At 58.4% G+C, this 23,857-nt stretch carries 21 protein-coding genes and 1 pseudogene; 10 read left to right on the forward strand and 12 right to left on the reverse strand.

The window, feature by feature from the left end:
- Window positions 1-42 precede the first annotated feature (42 nt).
- Complete coding sequence (locus GS614_RS03370) at window positions 43-426, reverse strand: nuclear transport factor 2 family protein (RefSeq protein WP_216601085.1); 384 nt, start codon at window positions 424-426, stop codon at window positions 43-45.
- A gap of 148 nt (window positions 427-574) precedes the next feature.
- Here GS614_RS03370 and GS614_RS03375 point away from each other — a divergent pair, with 148 nt between their 5' ends.
- The 4 genes from GS614_RS03375 (at window position 575) to GS614_RS03390 (ending at window position 2,792) form a co-directional block, all read left to right on the forward strand.
- A complete protein-coding gene (locus tag GS614_RS03375; protein ID WP_171115479.1) occupies window positions 575-997 on the forward strand; it encodes a DUF2852 domain-containing protein in 423 nt (140 codons plus the stop codon).
- Window positions 998-1,063: 66 nt separating this feature from the next.
- A complete protein-coding gene (locus GS614_RS03380) occupies window positions 1,064-1,495 on the forward strand; it encodes an RDD family protein (RefSeq protein WP_171115477.1) in 432 nt (143 codons plus the stop codon).
- 75 nt (window positions 1,496-1,570) lie between these two features.
- On the forward strand, window positions 1,571-2,395 hold the full coding sequence (locus GS614_RS03385) for an arginyltransferase (protein ID WP_171725509.1): 825 nt from the start codon (window positions 1,571-1,573) through the stop codon (window positions 2,393-2,395).
- Window positions 2,396-2,402: 7 nt separating this feature from the next.
- Window positions 2,403-2,792 (forward strand): VOC family protein, encoded by a 390-nt coding sequence (locus GS614_RS03390; RefSeq protein ID WP_171167707.1) that lies wholly within the window; start codon window positions 2,403-2,405, stop codon window positions 2,790-2,792.
- A 132-nt stretch (window positions 2,793-2,924) separates the two neighbouring features.
- Here GS614_RS03390 and GS614_RS03395 read toward each other — a convergent pair whose 3' ends face one another.
- From GS614_RS03395 to GS614_RS03405, 3 genes are all read right to left on the reverse strand, one after another.
- The gene (locus tag GS614_RS03395; RefSeq protein WP_171231466.1) at window positions 2,925-5,279 is read right to left on the reverse strand and encodes a TRAP transporter large permease subunit; all 2,355 of its coding nucleotides are present in this window, start codon (window positions 5,277-5,279) and stop codon (window positions 2,925-2,927) included.
- Window positions 5,280-5,296: 17 nt separating this feature from the next.
- Window positions 5,297-6,223 (reverse strand): TRAP transporter small permease subunit, encoded by a 927-nt coding sequence (locus GS614_RS03400; RefSeq protein WP_171228130.1) that lies wholly within the window; start codon window positions 6,221-6,223, stop codon window positions 5,297-5,299.
- A gap of 120 nt (window positions 6,224-6,343) precedes the next feature.
- Window positions 6,344-7,426, reverse strand: coding sequence for a TRAP transporter substrate-binding protein (locus GS614_RS03405; RefSeq protein ID WP_117868673.1), 1,083 nt, complete (start codon window positions 7,424-7,426; stop codon window positions 6,344-6,346).
- 245 nt (window positions 7,427-7,671) lie between these two features.
- Between GS614_RS03405 and GS614_RS03410 the strand changes: the two genes are divergently transcribed.
- Together GS614_RS03410 and GS614_RS03415 are read left to right on the forward strand one after the other, a co-directional pair.
- On the forward strand, window positions 7,672-9,105 hold the full coding sequence (locus GS614_RS03410) for a cache domain-containing protein (protein WP_152458267.1): 1,434 nt from the start codon (window positions 7,672-7,674) through the stop codon (window positions 9,103-9,105).
- The gene (locus tag GS614_RS03415; RefSeq protein ID WP_171115467.1) at window positions 9,102-9,749 is read left to right on the forward strand and encodes a response regulator transcription factor; all 648 of its coding nucleotides are present in this window, start codon (window positions 9,102-9,104) and stop codon (window positions 9,747-9,749) included. The genes GS614_RS03410 and GS614_RS03415 overlap by 4 nt, the downstream gene beginning before the upstream one ends.
- Before the next feature lie 88 nt (window positions 9,750-9,837).
- Here the strand turns inward: GS614_RS03415 and GS614_RS03420 are convergent, their stop codons facing one another.
- Together GS614_RS03420 and GS614_RS03425 are read right to left on the reverse strand one after the other, a co-directional pair.
- Entirely contained in the window at window positions 9,838-10,209 is a 372-nt protein-coding gene (locus GS614_RS03420) for a VOC family protein (RefSeq protein ID WP_171725510.1), read from the reverse strand.
- A 47-nt stretch (window positions 10,210-10,256) separates the two neighbouring features.
- The gene (locus GS614_RS03425) at window positions 10,257-11,102 is read right to left on the reverse strand and encodes a hypothetical protein (RefSeq protein ID WP_171725511.1); all 846 of its coding nucleotides are present in this window, start codon (window positions 11,100-11,102) and stop codon (window positions 10,257-10,259) included.
- A gap of 422 nt (window positions 11,103-11,524) precedes the next feature.
- On the opposite strand from GS614_RS03425, the gene GS614_RS03435 reads away from it, so the two are divergent.
- The 3 genes from GS614_RS03435 to GS614_RS03445 all read left to right on the forward strand — a co-directional run bounded on the left by GS614_RS03435 (window position 11,525) and on the right by GS614_RS03445 (window position 14,939).
- Window positions 11,525-13,276 carry an acetolactate synthase 3 large subunit gene (locus tag GS614_RS03435; protein WP_152458271.1) on the forward strand — a complete coding sequence of 584 codons (1,752 nt, stop codon included), beginning with the start codon at window positions 11,525-11,527 and terminating at the stop codon, window positions 13,274-13,276.
- 69 nt (window positions 13,277-13,345) lie between these two features.
- Window positions 13,346-13,906 (forward strand): acetolactate synthase small subunit, encoded by a 561-nt coding sequence (ilvN, locus tag GS614_RS03440; RefSeq protein WP_117868667.1) that lies wholly within the window; start codon window positions 13,346-13,348, stop codon window positions 13,904-13,906.
- A gap of 313 nt (window positions 13,907-14,219) precedes the next feature.
- Window positions 14,220-14,939, forward strand: a complete 720-nt coding sequence (locus GS614_RS03445; protein ID WP_171115460.1) for a helix-turn-helix domain-containing protein — start codon at window positions 14,220-14,222, stop codon at window positions 14,937-14,939.
- 9 nt (window positions 14,940-14,948) lie between these two features.
- On the opposite strand, the gene GS614_RS03450 is transcribed toward GS614_RS03445, so the two are convergent.
- The 4 genes from GS614_RS03450 to prfB all read right to left on the reverse strand — a co-directional run bounded on the left by GS614_RS03450 (window position 14,949) and on the right by prfB (window position 19,098).
- Window positions 14,949-15,734, reverse strand: coding sequence for a DUF2189 domain-containing protein (locus GS614_RS03450; protein ID WP_171725512.1), 786 nt, complete (start codon window positions 15,732-15,734; stop codon window positions 14,949-14,951).
- 26 nt (window positions 15,735-15,760) lie between these two features.
- Window positions 15,761-17,161, reverse strand: coding sequence for an amidase (locus GS614_RS03455; RefSeq protein WP_171725926.1), 1,401 nt, complete (start codon window positions 17,159-17,161; stop codon window positions 15,761-15,763).
- A gap of 103 nt (window positions 17,162-17,264) precedes the next feature.
- Window positions 17,265-17,969 (reverse strand): M50 family metallopeptidase, encoded by a 705-nt coding sequence (locus tag GS614_RS03460; RefSeq protein WP_367396906.1) that lies wholly within the window; start codon window positions 17,967-17,969, stop codon window positions 17,265-17,267.
- A 1-nt stretch (window position 17,970) separates the two neighbouring features.
- Complete coding sequence (gene prfB, locus GS614_RS03465) at window positions 17,971-19,098, reverse strand: peptide chain release factor 2 (RefSeq protein ID WP_171328070.1); 1,128 nt, start codon at window positions 19,096-19,098, stop codon at window positions 17,971-17,973.
- Window positions 19,099-19,175: 77 nt separating this feature from the next.
- Here prfB and GS614_RS22045 point away from each other — a divergent pair.
- Window positions 19,176-20,003 (forward strand): annotated as a pseudogene (locus GS614_RS22045) (aminoglycoside phosphotransferase family protein).
- On the opposite strand, the gene GS614_RS03480 reads toward GS614_RS22045, so the two are convergent.
- On the reverse strand, window positions 20,000-22,489 hold the full coding sequence (locus tag GS614_RS03480) for a PBP1A family penicillin-binding protein (protein WP_171328064.1): 2,490 nt from the start codon (window positions 22,487-22,489) through the stop codon (window positions 20,000-20,002). The pseudogene GS614_RS22045 and the gene GS614_RS03480 overlap by 4 nt on opposite strands.
- A 94-nt stretch (window positions 22,490-22,583) precedes the next feature.
- Window positions 22,584-23,804, reverse strand: a complete 1,221-nt coding sequence (locus GS614_RS03485) for an N-acetylmuramoyl-L-alanine amidase (RefSeq protein ID WP_171725514.1) — start codon at window positions 23,802-23,804, stop codon at window positions 22,584-22,586.
- Between the last annotated feature and the right edge of the window lie 53 nt (window positions 23,805-23,857).

The following is a 23,857-nucleotide window of genomic DNA, read 5'->3' on the forward strand; positions in this document are numbered from 1 at the left end:
AACTGCGCATCGCGGCGCGTGATCGTCAATGAGGCATTCTGATCAGGTGTTCTGAACCGGCGTGTCCTGACTGAAACTGTTGACCCAAACGTCGTTTCTGCGTTCCCATAACGACGAAATCAGCATCGCCTCGCGCGTTGTCGCACCCGGTCGCAGGTAATCGGCCTTGTAGGACAGCAGGACGATATCCGGTGTCAGAACACGCAATCTCTCGTCGCTCAGTTCGAACTCGGCCATCGTCGGAGCATCTGCAAATTGGCCGACATGATCGTCACGATTGGCAAATCCTGTCGGATAGACCCCAAGAAAATCCGCGCTCAGCAACGCCCGGTCTGCGCTTGCGTTGCCCTCGACCAGCGCCATCCAGACCTGCTTTTCCAAATTCAAAATCTCACTCAGCGCAGGTGCCGTTTTGTGTTCTGTCATATCCATTTCCGCAACCTGCGGCTGATGGCGCTCACCGTCAACCGAATTGCTGAATGTAAATCTTTTTTACATTGAGCCCTTGCAACCCTCGTCCACGACCCCATCTAAGCAATGTGAAAAGAGTTTACATCAACCCTGGAGAGCTCAAATGACCGCATTGTCCGACCCCGCCGTCCCCGCGAATCCGGGATGGCTTTACCGAATCGAGGCCTGGCTGGATGACAAAGGCAAAGGGGCCTGGATCGCCGCCATGGTCCTTGGTTTTATCTTCTTCTGGCCGGTTGGCCTGGCCCTTCTGGCTTACATGATCTGGAGCAAACGCATGTTCAGCAAATCCTGCAGCCGCCGCAAATCCTGGCACAGCCACATGAGCGCGATGAAACCATCCGGCAACAGCGCATTTGACGCTTACAAGGCAGATACACTGGCCCGCCTTGAACGCGAACAGCAGGACTTTGAGGCATTCCTGCGCCGCCTGCGCGAGGCCAAGGACAAGGCTGAATTCGACGAGTTCATGGACGAACGCGCCCGCGAGAACCATGAAGACGACGGAAATGCCAAGCCCGCCTGATTGACCTTGCCCTGTCCCGGCATTCCGGGACAGGGTACCCTGACCCATTTTTTTCGGACCTGACGAATGAACCACCTGCCTGACCCGGATACCCAACCAGAATTCTACAACTCGGTGACAAGCAAACGCTTTGTCGCTTGGTTGTTTGATATCGCCTTCATCTCGCTGCTCTGCACGGTGGCGATCCTGTTGAGCGCAGGCCTCGGTCTGTTTTTTCTGGCAGTGATCTATGCCGTGATCAGCTTTGTCTATCGCGTAGTAACCATCACCAACGGCTCGGCTACACTGGGCATGCGGTTCATGGGAATCGAATTGCGCGACGCATTCGGAGAACGAATGGATATGGGCAAGGCCATCGCCCACACTGCCGGCTATTTCGTCAGCATGGCGTTTGCGGTGATCCAGATCATCTCGGTGATCATGATGTTGACCAGCGCCCGCGGCCAGGGTCTGACCGACAGTTTTCTGGGCACGGTCATGATCAATCGACGGGCCTGACACGCGGTTGCGCGAAACACTTGGCGGCCTCGGGAACGGTTGCTATCATCCCTCCCGAGGCTATCTGGGAACTTCATGCGACACACGCTGCCAATTGCGCCACAATTCTATGTCACGGCCCCGCAACCCTGCCCCTATCTCGATGGCAGGATGGAGCGTAAGCTGTTCACCGCGCTCCAGGGCGAAGGTGCGGAACAGTTGAACAATTCCCTGTCGCAGCAGGGGTTTCGCCGGTCGCAGAATGTACTCTACCGCCCTTCCTGCACAGATTGCGCGGCCTGCCTGTCCGCCCGGATCGACGTTTCGGCGTTCCGCCCGACAAAAAGCCAGAAACGCGCGGTGAAACGCAACGGATTTCTGCAACGCCGCGCCACATCGCCCTGGGCCACGGACGAGCAGTATGAGCTGTTCCGCCGCTATCTTGACACCCGGCACGCCGATGGCGGCATGGCCGACATGGACGTGTTCGAATTTGCGGCAATGATCGAGGAAACCCCGATTCGAAGCCGGGTGGTGGAATATGCAGATCCTGAGACCGGCGACCTGATCGCTGTCAGCCTGACCGATGTGCTCGATGATGGGCTGAGCATGGTCTACTCTTTCTACGATCCGAAGCAGCCTCAGAATTCTCTGGGCACCTATATGATCCTGGACCATATCGAGATCGCGCGCGAAGCTGGCCTGCCCTATATCTACTTGGGCTATTGGGTCCCCGGCAGCCCCAAGATGGGCTACAAGGCAAAATTCTCTGGGCTTGAGGCCTATGTTCAGGGCGAATGGCAAAAGATCACAGATCCGGATACCTTCTGCTCTTCCTCACGGCACCCCCTGTCCACCGCTCCGATTGCCGAGCAAGTGGCCAATATCCAGCTTCCCGACCGCCACCCCACCAAGGGCTGACCATCCGATGAAACAGAACCTGCACGCCGTCACCCTCGTGGTGCCGGATTACAATGACGCACTTGCGTTTTATACGGAAAGACTTGGCTTCCAGCTCTTGAAGGACATCGATCTCGGGGGCGGAAAACGCTGGGTCCTGATCACACCGCCGGGTTCAGACGGCGGCGGCCTTCTTCTGGCCAAAGCCGACGGGCCCGAGCAACGCGCCGCCATCGGCAACCAGACCGGCGGCCGTGTGGGCTTTTTCCTTCAAACCGATGATTTCCAACGCGACTACACACAGATGCGTGCCAACGGGGTCCATTTCGAAGAAACTCCCCGCTTTGAATCCTATGGCACAGTCGCCGTCTGGCGCGATCCTTATGGCAACCGCTGGGATCTGATCCAATTCACCTGATCCGCTTCTTCATCTGGCCCCAAATATCCCGGGGATGAATTGGCCGCAGGGCAAGAAGGGGCTGGCCCCTTCCCTGCAACAAACAAGAAAAAGAGGGCCTTCGGGCCCCCTTTTGCATTTTGATGATCCGGATCAGTTCGGGATCAGGTCCGGTACGATCGTGACAATCGCCGGGAAGAACCACAGAATTGCGATCCCTACCACCTGGATCAAAACAAATGGAATGATCCCGCGATAGATATGGCCCGTCGTCACTTCCTTCGGCGCAACCCCTCGCAAGTAGAACAACGCGAACCCGAACGGTGGTGTCAGGAAGGATGTTTGCAGGTTCACCGCCACCATGATCGTCACCCATTTCGGGTCGAACGACCCGCCATAGATCACCGGCCCCACGATCGGGATCACGATGTAGATGATCTCGAGGAAATCCAGCACGAAGCCCAGAATGAACAACACCAGCATCACGATCAGGAAGACCGTGAACTCGTTGTCAAAACTCTTCAGGAATTGCTGGATATAGTGCTCCCCTCCGAACGAGATCACCACCAGGTTCAGCAATTGGGATCCGATCAGGATGGTAAACACCATCGAGGTCACCTTGGCCGTCTCGCGCACCACCGGGGTCAGAACTCCGCTTGAATACAGCACCCAGCACCCGAACAGCAGCCCGAACAAGGCATACAGATAGGCTGCATACGCGATGATGAAGGCGATCCAGGTCTCCAACGTCACATTGCCCTGATTGACCCGCAGGTCAAAGTTGACCCCCATCAGCAAGGCGATGATCACGGCAAAGGTCGACCAGATGATCACCTTGCCCGATCGCCCCTGATCCTGCAGCTTACGATAGGCCGCCAGCATGATCGCGCCACCCGCCCCCAGCGCAGCTGCCGGTGTCGGGTTGGTCACACCACCCAGGATCGATCCCAGAACCGCGATGATCAGAACCAGTGGCGGGAAGACCACGCGGATCAGGTCATTGGTCGCACATCGCGCTGCGGCTTCCTTGCAACCATACATGGCCAGCGCAAATGGCAACGCGAGCAACAGGAACGTCGCCCCTGAAGATGTTGTGGGCGAAATCAGCAAGATATCGACCAACACCATAAGCAGCAGACCAATCGCACCAACGATAAGCGGCTGTGGCGCACGCGAGGGCGCGATGCCACGACCCAGAACCAGAGTGAGGCCCAACAGCACGACCGTGATCGCGACACCCGTGCCAATTGGTGCGGCTGATGCAATCATTTCCTGTTGTGCGGCGGCCAGTTCTTCTTCGGTCAGGCGCTGAGACTCAGCTGCACCGCCAGCGGCATCAATGGCTTCCTGCTCGGCGACGGCCTGATCCCAGGCGGCCTGACCATGCAGATCGATCATCGATACCTTGCATTCTTCCGACACGTTGGTACGCAACGATGCGCCCTGTCCGATGTCCGAGAAAGCCGAGACCGAAATGTTCTGGCTGCCGATCAGGCCGACATTGCCCAGCAACACGGTGCCGACAATCAGCGCAACCGGTGCGCCCAGCAGCCAAGTCAAACCTTCGGACCGGGTGATTGGCTCACCCGACCCGCCTGACAGCGCCACGGCAGGTGCCTTATGAGGATTCAGCAATGCATAACCAAACGCATACAACGCATAAAGCAAAGCCAGAAGGATCCCCGGCAAAAGAGCCGCCTGGAACAAGGTGCCGACCGAGACAACCGCCGGCTCTCCCAAATAGGTCAGCGCATCGGTACATCCCGCCTCAACTGCCCGCGTCTCCTGCGCTGTCGAGTACAAATCGCCCGCCAATGTGCCAAGCAGAACGATCACGATCGAGGGCGGAATAATCTGCCCCAGCGTACCCGAGGCCGCGATCACACCCGTTGCGAGTTCCGGCGAGTAATTGTTCCGCAACATGGTTGGCAGCGCCAGCAGGCCCATGGTCACCACGGTCGCGCCAACGATGCCGGTAGAGGCCGCAAGAAATGCCCCCACAACCACGATGGACACGGCCAGACCACCCGGCAGCGGTCCAAAGACGCGCGCCATCGTCGTCAGCAGGTCGTTCGCGATTTTCGAGCGTTCCAGCGTGATCCCCATCAGAACGAACATCAGCACGGCCAGCAATGTTTCGATGGACTGACCGGCCAGAACACGTTCGTTCATGCGATTGACGATGAACGACACGTTGCGGTCCAGCGCGGTTTCCCAACCTTGCACAAAAACCGGCTCGGCGATCCTCGGTAACTCCGGGTATCGGAACACGGAAATGACATCCGCTTTGACCCCGGAATTCACGAGATCCCGATAGGCTTGTGAGCCTGTGTCGATTGCCTGGTGGACCAACAACCCGGCGCTGTCCAGTGCGGCAATGATCCCGAAGGAAATCACCCCGGCGCCACCGATGGCAAAGGCCACCGGGAAGCCGGAAAGGATGCCCCCAAAGAGGCAGAAGAATACGATAATGAGGCCTATCTCGACGCCATCAAGTCCGAATAGCATTGTCTTGGTCTCCGTCCCTAATGTGCGCCTTCATAGGCTTCTTCGCCCTCACCAAGGCTGTCCTTGTCGAGGTATTTTCCAGTGCTTTCCGGCCCTTCCACATACTCAAGATACGAGCGGTACAGGAATGCGATTGCGTGCAAGAACACCATCGCGGCAAAAGCCACCAGCAAAATCTTGAACAGGAAGTATCCATTGAACCCGTTGGGACTGAACCCGATGGTTTCCACGTTCCAGCGCAGGGCGCGGGACTTGGCCACCAGCCGGTCCAGCGTGTCACTGGCCGAAGGCTTCGGCACGATCAGGTGTCGCCACATGAAGTACCAGCCATACATCCAGGTCAGCACCGCCATGGGCATCATGAACAAAACCGCACCGCACATATCAACCACCCGTTTGGCACGGTGGCTGATGCCGGCATAGATGAGGTCAACGCGCACATGCCCACCCTGCACGAATGTGTAGGTACAGCACAGGCACACGACCATCGCATTATACAGCTTCAGTTCTTCCGCGAACCAACTGATATCCATCTGGAACGGGATACCCAAACCAAAGGACATATCGGGTCGTGTAAAGACCCGCTGCATGAAAACGATCACGATCTGCTGGATCACCATCAAAAGGCCCGCCCAGGCAAAGAAGCGCCCGGTGGTGTTGGCGAACCCCTCAAGGCCCCGCACGATGGCCCACATGAAGTTCCGGTAGTACAGCCCGATGGCCGTCAGAACCAGAAAGAATGTGAACACCACAAAGAAGAACTCGACCGAACCGCCGTAATAGACAAAGCGCATGATCGACGCCTTGTCGGACCAGTCCAGCCAGAGTTGCGGATGCGTGATGGCGTATCCGAAATTATAGAAGGCTTCGGCAATGTTCTGAATGAACCAGACCAGTCCATTCCACAGGGCGCCGAAGAACGAGATACCGTTTTCGTCCTGCATGTTGTCCCCAGGTCGTCTCAGTTGTGCATGGGATTATTGTTGCTTGCCCAAACCCCTTAGCGCAACGGGAAAGGCTCCCCCGCGCCGCGGGGGAACCGGTTTTTCTTGGATCAGAATGGCTTAGCCGCGAACACGGTCGCGCTGAGCGGTGTAAACACCCGACGACAGGTTGTTCCAAGCAGACGATGCTGCCATCGACGTCATCGCGCTGTCGTGGATCTTCTTGAACAGCTCATCGCCCATGTTCTCGTCCAGAACTTCCTGGCTGGCCTGACCAAACGCGTCCCAGACACTGTCCGGGAATTCCAGAACCTTGACGCCGCCCGCCTGCAGGCGCTGCAGCGCTGCGCCGTTGTTGGCCAGGAACTGTGCCAGGTTCCACTGGTGCGCTTCGGCGGCAGCGATCTCGATGATCTTCTGCTGTGCCGGGGTCAGTTCATTGAACACGTCGCGGTTGGTTGCCAGCGACAGACCTGCGCCCGGCTCGTGGAAGCCCGCAGTGTAGTAGGTCTTGGTGATTTCCTGGAAGCCGGCCTTTTCGTCGGCCCATGGACCGATCCACTCGGTACCGTCGATCGCGCCGGACGACAGCGCCTGATACACTTCCGACCCCGGAATGTTCTGTACGGATGCGCCCAGCTTACCCAGCGCCTTGCCGCCCAGACCCGGCATACGGAACTTCAGACCGTTGAAGTCTTCGGGGCTGTTGATCTCTTTCGAGTACCAGCCACCCGCCTGCGCACCGGTGTTGCCGGCCAGGAAGGACTTCAGGCCAAAGATTTCGCCCAGCTCGTCATGCAGCTCCATACCGCCGTCATGATAGTACCAGTTCACCAGTTCCTGTGCAGTCATGCCGAACGGAACGGCTGTGAAGAACGCATAACCCGGGTGCTGACCCACAAAGTAATAGTCAGCGGCATGATACATATCCGCCTGACCCGACGACACCGCGTCAAATACTTCGAAGGCACCAACCAGTTCGCCTGCCGCCTTGATTTCAACATTCAGGCTGCCATCGGACATGGCGTTGATGCTGTCGGCACAACGCTGCGCGCTGTCAAACACGCCCGCCAGACCACGACCCCACGAGGTCACCATGGTCAGGGTACGCTGGCCCTGAGCATAAGCCGGTGCCGCCAATGCTGTCGCTGCAGCTGCCGAACCGCCCAGCGCGGATTTTTTCAGAAATGAACGACGATCCATATGAGTGTTCCTCCCCTTCATAGTCACGGTCCGGCAGAACCGGACCTGTCGCATTCAGTGCGCGTCAGCCTAATGTGACCGAACTGAAAGGGAATACCTACTACTGCGTAGAGAATCGGATTCTTTGCGATTTCCAGCAAGAAATCAGACCATAAAGCACGTCTTCCCCGACGATAATCTCTGTATTCCCCGAACAAAGCCCATTCTTTTTGCATTTTCGCCGCCGCTTGCGTATCGATTCGTCCATGCAAAGACTCCGACATCTGGTCTCGCTGACCTATGCGCAGAAATTGTCACTGGTTGCCGCAATCCCGCTGGTCGTGGCCGTGGCGGCAATTGCCGTGCTTGTGGCATACGAGGCGCGCGCGACCGCCGAGCGTGAGATCGAAGCGCTGGAACGCAGCCTGGTCGAAGCCAAGAAGGAAGAGTTGCGCAACTACGTGACACAGGCGCGCAACGGGTTCGCCTATATCTACGGCCGGGCCGAGCCTGATGACGAGGTCGCGAAAAACCTCGTGTCCCAAATCCTGTCGGCAATGATCTATGGCCAGGATGGGTTCTTCTTTGTCTACGATTATGACGGCAACAATCTGGTCAGCCCCCGCCAGACGCAGTTCATCAACCGAAACTGGGAAGGGCTGACGGACAGCGACGGCACTCCGATCGTTGACGAGTTCATCCGCCTCGCCCGCCAGGGGGCTGGTTGGCACAGCTTCATGTGGCAAAAGCCCTCGACCGGAGAGGAAGCACAGATGATCGCCTATGTCGTCGGGCTTCAGGACTGGCGCTGGGTCGTGGGAACCGGAGTCTTCATCGACGACATCGTTGCAACGGTCGCCAACGCCAGGGCCGAGGTCGAGGCCCGCGTTCAGCGCACCTTCATGTATATCGGCGCGATCGTTGTGGCGGCGGTGCTCATCGTCTTTGCATCCGGCATGTTGCTGAACATCCGCGAGCGCAGACTTGCGGACGCCAAGCTGAAGGAACTGACCCAGCGCGTCTTCGATGCCCAGGAAGAGGAACGAGGCCGCGTTGCCCGCGAACTGCATGACGGCATCAGCCAGATTCTGGTCGGTGTACGCTATGCGCTGGACAACGCGCGGCGCCGCCTGTCGCGCGGCGATGACGCGGGCGCACGCGATCCGCTGGACAAAGGGATTGACCATCTTGGCACCGCCATCACCGAGGTCCGCCGCATCAGTCGCGACCTGCGCCCCGGCGTACTGGACGATCTGGGCCTTGGGCCAGCGCTGAAAGCTCTGACCGACGATTTCCGGGACCGCACCGGGATCGAGACGGAATTCTCGACCGTGGTGTTCCGCAACCGGCTGGATCAAGACAGCAAGATTGCCCTGTATCGCATCGCGCAAGAGGCGCTGACCAATATCGAGCGCCACTCTGGCGCCACGCATGTTACGATAGACCTGCGCGGGCACAAGAAAGGTGCAACCATGCGGATCACTGACAATGGCCGGGGCATGCGGACCGATCCCAGCACCCCCAGCACCGGGATCGGGTTGCGCAACATGCAAGAGCGCATCGAACAGCTTGACGGGTCCCTGCGCATTCTGTCATCACGCGGACCGCGCGGCGGCACTGTCATCGAAGTCAGCCTGCCGCTGAGCCACCTTCTGCCGCCGCAGGAAGACGCAACTCCGAACCGAAAGGCCGGCACATGAGCGCCGAAAGCATCCGAGTTCTTATCGTCGACGACCATCCAATGGTGGCCGAGGGCATCCAGTCCATCCTTGAAAGCTATGATGAGATCCAAGTTGTCGGTACGCTTGGCAGCGGACAGGCGGCAGTGGATCAAGCTGTTGACCTTGCCCCGGATGTGATCCTGATGGATCTGAACATGCCCGGCCTCGGCGGTCTCAGCGCCACGGAAATCATCCTGGAGCGATTGCCGGAAACGCGCATCCTGATCCTGTCGATGCATGACAGCCCGGAATATATCTCGACCGCGCTCAGCCACGGTGCCAAAGGTTACGTGCTCAAGGACGTTCCCACTGAAGAGATCAAGCAGGCCATTGATGCGGTGATGCGGGGTGAACAGTATCTGTGCACCGGCGCCAGCGGATCGCTCAAGCCCAAGGGCAACAACGTGCGCGAAGCGCTGACCGGACGTGAACAGACCATTCTGCTGGAACTGGCGCAGGGCAAATCCAACAAGGAAGTTGCGCAAACGCTGGATATTTCCGTGCGGACGGTCGAAACGCACCGCAAGAATATCAAACGCAAACTCGGCATATCCTCAACCGCCGGGCTGACACGCTACGCTCTGGAACATGGCGTGCTGCAAGGGACTGGTGTCGGTTTCTGATCTGCACGCGCGCGCAGCGCTGCCCGGCCCAACCATAGAATAGGCGCCGCAAGCGTGTTGACGATGGGCGGGAGCGCTACCCGCCGGGTCAAAGACCTTCTCCGAAAAAAACCAATGTCCCGTCTTCATCCAGAACGTGGAATTCACGCTGATTATAGGGCTGATTGAACGGCGGCCTGACACGGCCTTCGGGCAGATCGGCCAATCGGTCGCGCAGGCTGTCATAAAGCCCATCAATGTCTTCAACATCGATATAGAAGGAGTGTTCTTCACCCAATGGCTTGCCGTCATCCCGGGGTGGGCACTCCAAAAGGCGGATCGCAACAGGACCACGTTTCAAAAAGGCATAATTGTCTTGCATGAACCCACAGGTGAACCCAAGGCGATCACAATAGAAGTCGATCTGGTCCTTCAGGGACGAGCACAACACAAATGGTGTAAGCTGCAAAACCTTGGGCATCTGACTCTCCGGACATCAATCAGATGCATAGTACCGAGGTTGAACACTCAATCCAGCAATTGATCCTTTCGCAGCCCCGCGCGCTTGTAGTGATGCGGCAAAACGCGGCCATACAATTGCTGCGTCCGTTCCACACCGCCACACATGCCTTCAGCCTCGACAAAGGAAAAGATGCCGACATAGCGACGGCGCTTGCCTCTAACCGGAGCGACCCGGTGCAGTGAATACCGGCCCTTGAAAATCTGCAAATCCCCCGGCCGCAGATCCAGCCGGCGAACCCGCCCCATGTTCCCATCGAGAACCGAGGCCACCAGATCAAAGTTTTCATTTTCCGCCGTCCGCAGGTTGGGCACATACTCGAACGCGCCGCCCGTCTCTCCGTTCTGGATGGCCAGCGTCACGGTGTAGTTGTTGGTGTCGAAATGCCAGGGAAAGCCCTGCCCTTCTTCCACGACATTGATGATCACGTCCGCCAATGGGTCATCGTAGCGGAAAAAGCGGTCTTCGGGTTCATTCAGGGCATCGCGGACAAAGGGAAGAAAGCCGTCGAACTCGTATATGCGCCGCAGCGGGCCGGATTTCGAAAGATTGTCGGCCGGAACAAAGGCGTTCGAACGATCATAGAACCGGCGGATCGGATGAGCGATGCCAAGCCTTGGGTCGTCCTTCGTGAAATAGGCGTTGGTTCTGTTGAAGGACCGGTGCGCCTTGGGCGCTACCCCCTCGGCTTCTTGCACCAGAAGCTTGACCCCTGCTTCGTGCACGAAACCCGGCAGAACGGCACATCCATCCTGTTCCAACTCGCGTCTCAAATCCTCGATCAGCCGATCATAAGCCGGTGAATCCGGACGATCGATTGGATAGCGGCCAAGATCAACCAGGTCCTGCAACATTTCAAGCCTCCGGGTTTTGCCCCCTGCACGTTCAGCGTGGCGCAGAAAAAAGTAATGATCATGCCCGTTTCGGACATCGGCCTGACGCTTTCAGACCGCCTTATCCGCACACAAAACGGCCAATTTTCACGTCGAATTCCCGGAAATTCCCGACATGCGGCAATCTGCGCAATAAAATGTCGCAAAATACCGCCGCTGAGATAGAAAATTGGTGCAATTGCCTGTTGACGCCCCTTCCCCCCGACCATAATGTCGCCTCCAAGCAAAAAGGAGCCTCTGGCGATGAGAACGCTAGTCGTAATCGTAGGAACCACGCGCATGGGCCGGTAACGGTAAACCATAATCGAACCCATGCGCCTCCGAAAAATCGGGGGCTTTTTTTTGTCGAACGCAAGACACATGTCGCGAACGGAGCAAAGCAGATGACACGTGAGATGACCGGCGCAAAGATGGTGGTTCAGGCCCTCAAGGATCAGGGCGTGGACACGGTATTCGGATACCCCGGTGGCGCCGTGCTACCGATCTATGATGAGATCTTTCTGCAAAACGACATTCGCCACATTCTGGTGCGTCACGAACAGGGCGCGATCCACGCCGCCGAAGGCTATGCCCGATCGACGGGAAAACCGGGCGTCGCGCTTGTCACCTCCGGCCCCGGTGCCACCAATGCTGTCACCGGTCTGACCGATGCGTTGCTGGATTCGATCCCGATCGTCGTTCTGACCGGGCAAGTCCCGACCTTCATGATCGGATCGGATGCGTTTCAGGAGGCCGACACTGTAGGCATCACCCGCCCCTGCACCAAGCATAACTGGCTGGTGAAGGACACGGACTCGCTGGCTGAAACCCTGCACGAGGCATTCCATGTCGCCACCTCGGGCCGCCCCGGCCCGGTGCTGATCGACATCCCGAAGGATGTGCAGTTCGCGTCGGGCGAATATGCCAGCCCGAAACCTTCGACCTCGCATTACCAACCCGCGATGAAAGGAGATCTGGAAGAGATCACCGAACTGGTTGCCGCGATGGAAACCGCAAAGAAACCGATCTTCTATACCGGCGGTGGCGTTATCAATTCCGGCCCCGCGGCCAGCCAGTTGCTGCGTGAACTGGTGGATGCAACGGGCTTTCCGATCACCTCAACCCTGATGGGACTTGGCGCCTATCCTGCCTCGGGCGAAAATTGGTTGGGAATGCTCGGCATGCACGGCCTTTATGAGGCCAATATGGCGATGCATGATTGCGATCTGATGATCAATATCGGTGCGCGGTTCGATGACCGGATCACCGGGCGTATCGATGCGTTTTCGCCGAACTCGAAAAAAGCGCATATCGACATCGACCCGTCCTCGATCAACAAGGTCATCCGGGTGGACATCCCGATCGTCGGCGATGTGGCGCATGTGCTCGAGGATATTCTGAAGATCTGGAAGTCGCGCGGCCGCAAGACGGACGCCGCGAATGTCAAACAATGGCAGAACCAGATCGCCGAGTGGCGCAAGATCAACTGCCTGGCCTTCACCAACAGCGAAAAGTCGATCAAACCGCAATACGCGCTGCAACGCCTTGAAGAACTGACAAAAAAGCATGATCGCTACATCACCACCGAGGTGGGTCAGCACCAGATGTGGGCGGCGCAGTACCTTGGGTTCGAAGACCCCAACCGCTGGATGACATCGGGTGGTCTGGGCACGATGGGTTATGGGTTCCCCGCCTCGATCGGCGTGCAGATGGCGCATCCGGATGCTCTGGTGATCAATGTCGCCGGCGAGGCCAGCTGGCTGATGAACATGCAGGAAATGGGCACCGCCGTTCAGTACCGCCTGCCGGTGAAACAGTTCATCCTGAACAACGAACGCCTCGGCATGGTCCGTCAGTGGCAGGAGCTGCTGCATGGCGAGCGCTATTCACATTCCTGGTCCGAGGCCCTGCCCGATTTCGTAAAACTGGCTGAGGCCTTTGGCGCCAAAGGTATCCTGTGTTCCGACCCCGCCGATCTGGATGACGCGATCATGGAGATGATCAATTACGACGGTCCGGTGATCTTTGATTGTCTGGTCGAAAAGCACGAAAACTGCTTCCCCATGATCCCGTCGGGCAAGGCCCATAACGAGATGCTGTTGGGCGAGGCGGAAACGCAAGGCGTGATCGATAGCAAAGGCTCGGTTCTGGTTTAACGAAATTCGACGGATTTGGTTGAGCGCCGCGCTGCGCCCAACCTGTCAAGGATGATGAAAGGGACGTAAATGTCTGCCCTACATATCAAAAAAGGCTCTACCCGCCATTCGGCCTATAACCTACGGCCCACCTTCTCGGACGTTCAGGAACGCCATACCATCGCGGTTCTGGTCGAAAACGAGCCCGGAGTGCTGGCCCGTGTCATCGGCCTTTTCTCGGGTCGTGGTTACAACATCGAAAGCCTTACGGTGGCCGAGGTTGATCATACCGGCCACCTGAGCCGCATCACCATCGTCACCACCGGCACGCCCCAAGTCATCGAACAGATCAAGGCGCAGCTTGGCAGGATTGTCTCGGTGCGTGATGTGCATGATCTGACGGTCGAGGGCGCCTCGGTCGAGCGTGAACTGGCGATCATCAAGGTTGTCGGCGAAGGCGATAAACGGGTCGAAGCCCTGCGACTGGCCGATATCTTCCGCGCCAATGTTGTCGACAGCACACTCAATTCCTTCATCTTCGAAATCACCGGTGCGCCCGACAAGATCGACGCATTTGCCGACCTGATGCGCCCGCTGGGCCTGATGGAAATCGCGCGTACCGGCGTGGCGGCCCTGCTGCGCGGCGATTGATCGAACTGTCCCGCCTTGGCACTTGTCTTGCAGCCAAGGCGGGAACACTTTTTAGGGTGGCTGGTCCTTTCAAATTCAACTCTTGCGATCTGAATGCGCCATAATTGCCATAAGGTCGGCTTTTCCCGAAAAAGATCAGGCATTTTCAGATAAAGCCTATTGCCTTTACACATGAGGGCGTTAGCCTCGAAGCTGCAACGCGACGTGGGGATACGTTGCTTGGGGTCATTCTGTACGATTTTAAAAATGCACAGGGCTTCGGCTTCCGTGCGACGATGGTTTCTTCCGGAAACTAAGCAAGACGTGGGCACCCATGACTGACGATATTCGTAGTCCGGCTGAGATTCGCGCAATGTTTGGTGCGAACCTTCGGCAATTGGCGAAGCGATATCGCTCGATCTCGGCGCTGTGCCGACAACTTGGCGTAAACCGTACCCAGTTCAACAGATATCTTTCCGGTGAAAGCGTTCCCAGACCGGATGTGCTGGACCGTATATGCAGGTTTTTCGATGTCGATGCCCGCATTCTTCTGAAACCGCTGGACGAGATCGAGAAGATCGAAGAACACCCTGCAACTCCGGCCCTGACAGAGTTTCTGGGCTCGGGTGCGGATGCGATCGAGAAGTCCCCGTTTTCCCCCGGGTTCTACGCGGTGATCGAAAGCCTGTCGGCTGAACACCGGATGACCCTGCTGCACGCCCGACCCTTGGCCCAATGTACGTTGATCCGTGGCTACGTGTCGCGAGCAGCAATGCCCGAGGCACCCCCGAAGGCGCGGGAGATACAGGGGATAGCGGCCGCAAGCGGTGACACTGTCTATATGCTCACCTCCCAGCGGGAAGGTCACAACAGCCGGGTCTATCTGATCTCTCCGGACCCTACAGGAACGGCAGTTCATTGGCGTGGGTCGGTCATCAGCCCGACAAATGCGACAACGCCCGAACCCGTTGTGCTGAAATACCTTGGGCACGACTCGACGGCCATCTTTGCTGCTGCGCGATTGTCGACGAACAATGTGGCTCAGAACCTGTAACCTACCGTCTCAGGTTGGTGTTTCCTCTTCATCATTCTGCGTGATCTGCCGGTACAAATGCCAACTGGCATGTCCCAGCAACGGCAGAACCACCAGCAACCCCAGAAACCAGGGCACCATCGCCAGAAATGTCAGCACCGCGATGAAGGCACCCCAAGCCAGCATCACAGGAAAGTTCTCTGACACGTAAGTAAAACTGGTGATCATGGCCGTTACGAAATCCAGCTCGCGGTCCAGCAGCAGAGGGATCGACAGAACGGTGATCATGTACAGAACGGTTGCAAAAACCGCCCCGACGGCCGTGCCGACGGCCAGCATTGTCAGGCCATTCAATGTCAGAAACACCTCAAGCGAGGTCGACACGTTGGTCATCGTCGCCAACCCCATGAACAGGGCAAAAATCATGTGGCCCAGAAAAAACCAGAAAAGAAACACGACAACTATGATCGCGCAGATCGAGGGCAATTGTCGGCGGCTTTGCTGCATCACGACCCCGAAGATCGCGCCAAAATCGAGCGGCTCGCCTTGTTCCAGCCTGTGCGATACCTCGTACAGACCAACGGCGGCAAACGGGCCGATCAGCGGAAACCCGATGGCCGCCAGCACCAGCCAAAAGGTTGTTCCGGTCTGAATTGTCACCCATGCCATCGCCCACCCGGACAGTACGTAAAACCCCGCAAAAATAAGTCCGAACAGCGGTGCGCGGCGAAAGTCGGCCCAGGCGCGCTGCAATGCCGTACGCAGCATGGCGGTATCGACCGGTCGCATATCCGGAACACCAAAGGGTTTGTCCATGTTGTCTTCCTCCTCCCTGACCGGCGCTATGGCATCGCCGGCCGCTTGTTCGGCCAATTGGTTTCGGCGTGGTAAGCCGCACCGACTGACAATAGTTTCCGATCCGATCCACTGGGCCCGAACAATTGAAACCCCATCGGCAGCCCCTGCGTGCCAAACCCCGCGGGCGCAGCAAGACATGGCAGGCCGATCAGGCTGACCGGTATCGTGACATGCATCCATCGGTGATAGGTATCCATGGCCCGGCCCGCGATCTCTGTCGGGTAAGGCAAATCAACCGAAAACGGCCAGATCTGAGCAGACGGCAGAACCAACGCGTCAAACTGTTCGAACAGGTTCGCCGCGCAACGGAACCATTCCGAGCGGATGACACTGGCGTGGTGCACCTCCATTGCACTCATTGCCAAACCCCGATCCAGTTCCCATTGTGCTGAATCTTTCAAATCTTCCTTTTGCGACGCCAAGGGTTCCAGCCCGGCGGCCACGCTGAACGACCGCAGGGTGATCCAGCTGGTCCAGAGTTTTTCGGCATCGAAAGGCGGGGCGACGTCCTCAACCCGCGCGCCACGTGTTTCGAACACGTCCATCGCGTCTTTACAGATGTCAAGAATACCGGGCTCGGTCGGAAAAGCGCCGCCCCAGTCGCCAAGCCACCCGATCCGCAGCCCTTGCAGATCTGTGGCGGTCACCGGCGACACCGGCGCACTTTCAACGGCCAGCGGCAAGCGCGGGTCCGGACCCGAGATGACATCAAGCAGAACACCCAGATCTTCGGGGCAGCGCGCCATGGGGCCCAGTGTCGACAACTGGTGCAAAAAGCTGTCCCCTACGGGATCGGAAGGCACCCTGCCCCAGCTTGGCCGAAAGCCATAAACGTTGTTCCAGGCGGCAGGGTTGCGCAAGCTGCCCATCATGTCCGAGCCATCGGCCAGCGCAACCATGCCCGTCGCCAAAGCAACCGCCGCCCCGCCGGATGAGCCACCGCAGGTACGATTGGCATCATAAGGGTTGCGCGTTGCCCCATAGACCGGATTGAACGTGTGCGATCCCAGCCCAAATTCCGGCGTATTGGTTTTGCCGATCAGGATGGCACCGGCTTGCCGCATCCGGGCGGCGATCAGATCGTCACTGGCTGGCACGTGGTCTTGAAAAACAGGTGATCCTTGCGACGAGACGACACCCGCCACATTCACAAGATCCTTGACTGCGATTGGAAGACCGTGCAGCGGGCCGGTGATCGGGCCGTCGTCACAGGCCTTCGCCTCGGCCATCAAACCATCTGAATCCCTCAGCGCCACGATGGCATTCACCTCACCATTGACCTTGGCGATGCGATCCAGCGTGGCCTGCATCACGTCCGAGGCTGAAACCTGCCGGTTAGTCAACTGTTTCAAAAGGTCTGTAGCCGATATCCGGGTCAGGTCCATGACGCGCCAATCCATTGTCGTTTCCGGCAGCCTAGCGGGCAGCTCGGATCATTTAAACCCACTGTCTAAATGTATCTTTTCAGCGTCGTCCCAGACGGCAATGTCAGCGCGCTGATCTGCGAAAATGCAGGTTACTGTCAGCCCCAAGCCAGTAGCGCAGGCAAAGAACGATCACGATGCAGCTGAGCACCAGCCAGATCCCGCCCCACAACATGGCAGAGCCACCGAATTCCTCGGCCAGCATGAATGCATCCGAACGAGCGCCAGACCGTCGGATCGTGTCATCGAAGATGTCGAAAGGGACATAGATCATACTGGTCAATCCGATCACACGCAGCACCAGATCGCTTGCATCGGGACGCAGATACCACGCCGCAGCAATCATCGCAGCCCCGGTTCCGATGCTGAAAACAAGGGCGAACGGGTCGCGGATATACAGCACCGCCACCAGACACATAACACCACCAAAACCCGCCAGAACGGCGCGGTCGGCCCTTGTTCGCAAGGCAAGGATCAAAAGGGCCATGCCAAGCGCCAGTGAACCAAGATACCCGGCAGACAGGCTGAGAAAGCGATTGCCGCCCCGGCCGACGACAACGCCGCCCTGTTGTGGTGAGATCGAAAAGCTCTCGACAGAACCGCCCGTCATCAGGATCGTCACCGCATGAGACAACTCATGCAGAAAGACGACCAGTATCTTCAGTGGAACCGCAACCGGTGTATTCCAGAGCAAAAACACCAGGGCCGTGATGAGGATAAGCTGCCAATGCCCTTTCAGAACGTTCAGGAAAGGGCTGTAACGCTTCACCTCAGCTGTCGCCCTGGGCCTCGGAGCGGCTCTTGCCCGCCACGTTCAGGGCCAGTGTGGCCGCCATGAAGCCGTCCAGATCTCCGTCCAGAACACCCTTGGTATCCGAGGTCTCGTAATTGGTCCGCAGGTCTTTGACCATCTGGTAGGGCTGCAAAACATATGACCGGATCTGGTTGCCCCAGCCCGCATCCCCCTTGGCCTCGTGTGCCGCGTTTATGTCGGCGTTCCGGCGGTCCAGTTCCAGTTGATACAAGCGCGATTTCAGAGCCTTCATGGCGATATCGCGGTTCTGGTGCTGCGACTTCTCGGACGAGGTCACGACAATCCCGGTTGGAATGTGCGTGATCCGCACGGCCGAGTCCGTGGTGTTAACGTGCTGACCACCGGCACCCGATGACCGGTAGGTGTCGATGCGGATATCGGCGGGGTTCACCTCGATCTCGATATTGTCGTCGACCACGGGATAGACCCAGATCGAACAGAACGAAGTGTGCCGCTTGGCCGCCGAGTCAAAAGGCGAAATCCGCACCAGCCGATGTACGCCGCTTTCGGATTTCAGCCAGCCATAAGCGTTGTGCCCCGAAATCTTGTACGCAGCGGATTTGATCCCTGCCTCTTCGCCCGGGGTTTCGGACTGAAGCTCGACCGTATAGCCTTTTTTCTCGGCCCAGCGCACATACATCCGCGCCAGCATCGAGGCCCAGTCGCAGCTTTCGGTTCCGCCCGCGCCCGAGTTGATCTCGAGGAAGGTGTCGTTGCTGTCGGCCTCACCGTCAAGCAGGGCCTCAAGCTCTTTCTTCGCGGCCTTGGCCTGAAGCGCCTTGATCGCGGCTTCGGCGTCCTGGACAACTTCTTCGTCTTCTTCCAGTTCGCCCAGCTCAATCAGTTCGATATTGTCGCTTAGATCGGTTTTGATGGCCTCGTAGGTCTCGATCGCGTCGACCAGCATCTGCCGATCGCGCATCAGTTTCTGCGCCTTTTCGGGATTGTCCCACAGGTTGGGATCTTCGACACGCGCATTGAATTCCTCAAGGCGATGCGGCGCGGTCTCATAGTCCATGCGCTGCGCCAGCAGCTCCAGCGACTTTTCGATTTCCGCCACAGTGTTTTGGGTTTCGGCGCGCATGGTCTTGTCCCAACTTGCTCAATCAGGCCTGCGTGATAGCAAGAGGTGCGAGACACCACAAGACGGGCTGAGCGTGAATGCAAGGCACATTCAAAGAGTTTCTGGACCGATGGGAATTGCATCAACCGGAACTGGTTGCCGAGACAGCCCAGGCGCGGGTGTGGAAGGTACAGTCGGAACACGGGCCGGCCGCCCTGAAACTCTATCGCAGACCGGATCGCGGCAACGAAGAACCCGGGACCGCTTTGTTGAAGGCCTGGCATGACCGGGGAGCGGTTCGGGTTCTCAACGAGGAACGGAATGCCGTTCTGATGGAATGGCTGGAAGGCCCGTCTTTGGGGGACATTGCGCGGGCAGGACGCCCTGAAGACGCTGTTGCGATCCTTGCAGAAACGGCGGCGCGCCTGCATGGGAAGGCCACCGCTGACGTCGGTGGCTTGTAACCCCTGAACCAGGTGGTCGCCCCTTTGTTCGGCTGCGCCTTTGCTCCGGCCTGCCCAACCCTTCTACGCAAGGACGTGCTGTCTGCCACGAATCTGGGTCAGCACCTGTTGATCAGCCAGCCCACGCCGGTACCCCTGCACGGGGATCTTCACCCGGACAACATTATTCTGACCCACAATGGCCCGCGGGTTTTCGATGCCAAAGGATATGCAGGAGATCCGGCCTTTGAACTGGCAAATGCACTGCGGCACCCAAAAGGCATGACCGAATTGGTGCGCGATCCCCGGCAGATCGAAACCTGCCTGTCGCTCTATTCCGAAGCCATGAATGTTTCAGAGAAACGGCTGGCCCAATGGGCAGCCGTCAAATGCGCCTTGTCCATCTGCTGGCGATCCGAAGGTGCCATCGAAAACGACCCGGAAGCCGACCTTTTGCGCCTTTTTCTGGACGTGGCCGATTAGTAAAGACCGCCGGTACTCAGATCGCCTTGCGTGGCCTTGGGGCCGACCGTGATGGTTTGACCGGTGGAGGTTTGAACCTGCACACCTGCGCGCTGCGCTTCCTCGAACAAAGGCAGGTCGGAACCAATCGCAAAACCACCGTCATAAACACGGTCGATGAACCCATCGACACCGTCGCGGAAGAACTCGGCCACGACATAGTCGCCAGTGGCGTCATCCGGCAGGCGGGCGCCGCTGAAACGGTCGATTTTGATAAAGTGACCACCTTCTGGAACCTTGAATGGCCCACCGCCATACTTTTCGACGGCTTTTTCCATGAAGCTCTGGAACACCGGGCCGCACAAGGTACCACCATAAGCCCCCCGTCCCATCGGGCGCGGGCGGTCGTAACCGATATAGCAGCCAGCCACGATGTTCGAGGTGAAGCCGATGAACCACGCATCCTTGGATTCGTTGGTGGTTCCGGTCTTGCCGGCCGTCGGCACCGGCAGGTTCACATAGCGCGAGGCGGTGCCGCGATCCACCACGCCTTTCATCATGGACGTCAGCTGATAGGCCGTGATGGCATCCATGACCTGCGCGCGGTCCGTGACAAGGGTTGGGGCCTCGTCGGGCTCGAGCCAGGTCGAGTTGCAATTCAGGCATTGACGATCATCATGACGATAGATGGTCTTGCCGAACCGGTCCTGAATACGGTCGACCAGTGTGGGTTCAACCCGCTGACCCCCGTTCGCGAACATCGCATAAGCCGCGACCATCTTGTACAGCGTCGTTTCTTCGGACCCCAGCGAGTTTGCAAGGAACGCGCCCATCCGGTCATAGACGCCAAAGCGTTCGGCGTAGCCTGCAACCACCGGCATCGTGACCTCTTGGGCCAGACGGATGGTCATCAGGTTCCGCGACTGCTCGATCCCGGTGCGCAAGGGCGTCGGCCCGTAGAACTTGTTCGACGAGTTCTTGGGCCGCCACAAGCCCTGTGGCGTGTTCACCTCGATCGGTGCGTCCACAACGATGGTTGCCGGGCTGTATCCGCTGTCCAGCGCGGCGGCATAGACAAAGGGTTTGAAGCTGGACCCCGGCTGGCGCTGTGCCTGCGTGGCGCGGTTGAAAACGGTATCCTGATAAGAAAACCCGCCCTGCATCGCCAGAACGCGGCCCGAGTTCACATCCATCGCCACAAAGGCGCCCTGAACTTCGGGCACCTGACGGGCAGACCACTGCCCCTCTTCGCCCTCGACAACGAGGATCACATCACCGCGCTTGAAGTTCGCCGCAAAATCACCCTGCATCCACTTGATATCGGACCGCGGAATGGTGCCATCCGCAGGGCCGTCTTCGATCCCGACGGTAAGTTGCTGATCCGAGACATTCAGAACCACGGCGGGATACCAGCGCGTCGGCAGCACCACATCGCGCGGGATTTCCAGAAGCGACAGCGCCTCGCGCCACTGCGCTTCATCCGCCAGTTTTTCTTCCGAGATCACTTCGCCGGAGCCGCGCCATTTCCCGCGCGACCGGTCATATTTTTGCAACGCCGTGCGCAGGGCCTTTGCGGCCTCGACCTGCATTTCCTCGTCCACCGACGCACGAACCGTGAAGCCGCCGGTAAAGAACTCACCTTCACCAAAGTCCTCGCTCAGTTGGCGACGGATTTCATCGGTGAAGTAGTCGCGCGGCGGCAATGCGGTGCGGAAGCTTTCGAAATCGCCGTTCTGAACCGAGCGCAGCGGCATCTCGACCTCGGACTCATAGGTCGCCTGATCGATGTGACCGTTCTGGTACATCTCGCGCAGCACATAGTTTCGGCGGGCCAGCAGGCGTTCCTTTTCCCGAACCGGGTGGTAATCCGACGGCGCCTTGGGCATCGCGGCCAGCATCGCGGCCTCGTGCGGGGCCAGTTCCTGCAAGGTCTTGTTGAAATAGGTCTGCGCGGCGGCCGTCACACCGTACGAGTTCTGACCCAGAAAGATCTCGTTCAGGTAGAGCTCAAGGATCTGCTCCTTGTCCAGGGTATCCTCGAGCCGGGTGGCCAGGATGATTTCCTTGATCTTGCGTTCCGCCCGGCGGTCGCCCGACAACAGGAAGTTCTTCATCACCTGCTGCGTAATGGTCGACGCACCGCGCACGGTACCGCCTTTGGTGCGCACCGCTTCGACACCTGCCGCGACGATGCCGCGTGGGTCGTAACCCTGATGGGTATAGAAATTCTTGTCTTCCGCCGAAATAAACGCCTGCTTCACCAGATCGGGAATTTCCGCGGACGGCGTGAACAGGCGGCGTTCCTGCGCAAATTCGTCGATCAACTGACCTTCGCCCGAATAGATCCGGCTGATCGTCGGGGGCTTGTACTGGGCCAGGGATTCGTGGCTGGGCAGGTCCCGGCCATACATCCAGAAGACCGCACCGATCACCAGTGCGACCATGAAAATACCCAAGGTAACGATACTGAAGATCGCCCCGAAAAACGAAAGAATGAACCGGATCACGTTACTGCCTTTTTCTCGCGGTGGTGCCTATATAGTGTTGCACCGCCCAAGGGTCAAAACACCAAGCGTATTCTAGCCGTTTTACGTCGCAAGGTCACTGGCCAATCAGGGATTTGCGGATCACATCCTGCTGACGCCAGTCTTCGATCCCCTGAAAGATACCCAAGGCCATTTTCGCCCGCCATTCCGAATCCCTGAGGTTTTCTCGATCTCTGGGGCTCGACAGAAATCCAAGTTCGACCAAAACAGACGGAATATCGGCCGCCTTGAGCACCGAGAACGAAGCGGTCCGCAGCGGTTTTCGGTTCATCGGCCCGCCTTGCTGGGCCATCCCGTTGGCGATCGCGCTGGCCAAGGACCTGGTCCGCGGCATCGTTTCCTGGCGCGCCAGATCAAGTAGAACATCGGCCACCTGATCATCGGCACCATTCAGATCGATACCCGAGATCAAATCCCCCCGATCATGCCGCTCGGCCAGTTTTGAACTGGCCACATCCGAAGCATCGGCCGACAGGGTATAGACGGCAGCCCCATGGGCCTGACCTTCCGAAAGGGAATCCGCATGCAGCGAAATGAACAGATCCGCGCCAGCCCGATGCGCCAGGGCAATCCGGCGCTCCAACGAGACGAACTGGTCGTCAACCCGGGTCAGGACCACCTCATAACCTCCTGATCGCAAGAGAACTTCGCGCAGTTCGCGGGCAAAGGTCAGCATCAGGGTTTTTTCATCAACGCCGTCGATTTCGGCACCCGGATCAATCCCGCCATGCCCCGGATCGAGCATCACGCGCAACGGCCGGTCTGCCGAGCGCGCCGATGCCTGCGGCACATCAGCTGGCTCCGGCAGGTCCCATCCCGGGTTGCGCGGCGCACCTGCGGTTGCGTTGAACGTATCAAAATCCGTGCCCTTGAGGTTGAGAGACAGCAAAGCCGCCCCCGAAACCTCGGAAACTGACAATACGGCAGAGTCTACGGCCATCGGAGCGCCCAGTTCCAACACCAGCCGCGACCAACCCGGAACATAGGCTCCGAATTGCACGCCGCTGACGCGTTCGGATTGCAGGAAATCCGTTCGGTTCAGCCCGGTCCAATCCACTTCGTTGAAGTCCAGAACCATCCGGTACGGATCCTGCAAGGTGAAGATCCGGTACGGCACCCCCTGGCTCAGGCCGATATCCACGCGAACGCCAGTTCGCCCCACATCCGTGATGCGGCTTTGGTCGGGCTGAACGCGTGCCAGCGCGCTGAAATCCTGCGCGACGGCACTGCCGCACAGCGCCCAGATCAGGGCGATGCAAATGAAGATCCTGCTCATGGCCTCAAGTTTTCCCGAGATCGTTTGCCGGGCAGCCTATACCACAAGGGCTG

It is taken from the genome of Ruegeria sp. HKCCD6604 (genome assembly GCF_013110635.1).
Classification (GTDB): Bacteria; Pseudomonadota; Alphaproteobacteria; order Rhodobacterales; family Rhodobacteraceae; genus Ruegeria.

Bases quoted from the DNA above. Each gene is read 5' to 3' on its own strand.
- GS614_RS03435 (WP_152458271.1), top strand. From the start codon at position 11,525: ATGACACGTGAGATGACCGGCGCAAAGATGGTGGTTCAGGCCCTCAAG.
- GS614_RS03445 (WP_171115460.1), top strand. From the start codon at position 14,220: ATGACTGACGATATTCGTAGTCCGGCTGAGATTCGCGCAATGTTTGGT.
- GS614_RS03415 (WP_171115467.1), top strand. From the start codon at position 9,102: ATGAGCGCCGAAAGCATCCGAGTTCTTATCGTCGACGACCATCCAATG.
- GS614_RS03455 (WP_171725926.1), bottom strand. From the start codon at position 17,161: ATGGACCTGACCCGGATATCGGCTACAGACCTTTTGAAACAGTTGACT.
- GS614_RS03390 (WP_171167707.1), top strand. From the start codon at position 2,403: ATGAAACAGAACCTGCACGCCGTCACCCTCGTGGTGCCGGATTACAAT.
- GS614_RS03485 (WP_171725514.1), bottom strand. From the start codon at position 23,804: ATGAGCAGGATCTTCATTTGCATCGCCCTGATCTGGGCGCTGTGCGGC.
- GS614_RS03385 (WP_171725509.1), top strand. From the start codon at position 1,571: ATGCGACACACGCTGCCAATTGCGCCACAATTCTATGTCACGGCCCCG.
- GS614_RS03420 (WP_171725510.1), bottom strand. From the start codon at position 10,209: ATGCCCAAGGTTTTGCAGCTTACACCATTTGTGTTGTGCTCGTCCCTG.
- GS614_RS03380 (WP_171115477.1), top strand. From the start codon at position 1,064: ATGAACCACCTGCCTGACCCGGATACCCAACCAGAATTCTACAACTCG.
- GS614_RS03400 (WP_171228130.1), bottom strand. From the start codon at position 6,223: ATGCAGGACGAAAACGGTATCTCGTTCTTCGGCGCCCTGTGGAATGGA.
- GS614_RS03375 (WP_171115479.1), top strand. From the start codon at position 575: ATGACCGCATTGTCCGACCCCGCCGTCCCCGCGAATCCGGGATGGCTT.
- GS614_RS03410 (WP_152458267.1), top strand. From the start codon at position 7,672: ATGCAAAGACTCCGACATCTGGTCTCGCTGACCTATGCGCAGAAATTG.
- prfB (WP_171328070.1), bottom strand. From the start codon at position 19,098: ATGCGCGCCGAAACCCAAAACACTGTGGCGGAAATCGAAAAGTCGCTG.
- ilvN (WP_117868667.1), top strand. From the start codon at position 13,346: ATGTCTGCCCTACATATCAAAAAAGGCTCTACCCGCCATTCGGCCTAT.
- GS614_RS03370 (WP_216601085.1), bottom strand. From the start codon at position 426: ATGACAGAACACAAAACGGCACCTGCGCTGAGTGAGATTTTGAATTTG.
- GS614_RS03425 (WP_171725511.1), bottom strand. From the start codon at position 11,102: ATGTTGCAGGACCTGGTTGATCTTGGCCGCTATCCAATCGATCGTCCG.
- GS614_RS03395 (WP_171231466.1), bottom strand. From the start codon at position 5,279: ATGCTATTCGGACTTGATGGCGTCGAGATAGGCCTCATTATCGTATTC.
- GS614_RS03405 (WP_117868673.1), bottom strand. From the start codon at position 7,426: ATGGATCGTCGTTCATTTCTGAAAAAATCCGCGCTGGGCGGTTCGGCA.
- GS614_RS03450 (WP_171725512.1), bottom strand. From the start codon at position 15,734: ATGGACAAACCCTTTGGTGTTCCGGATATGCGACCGGTCGATACCGCC.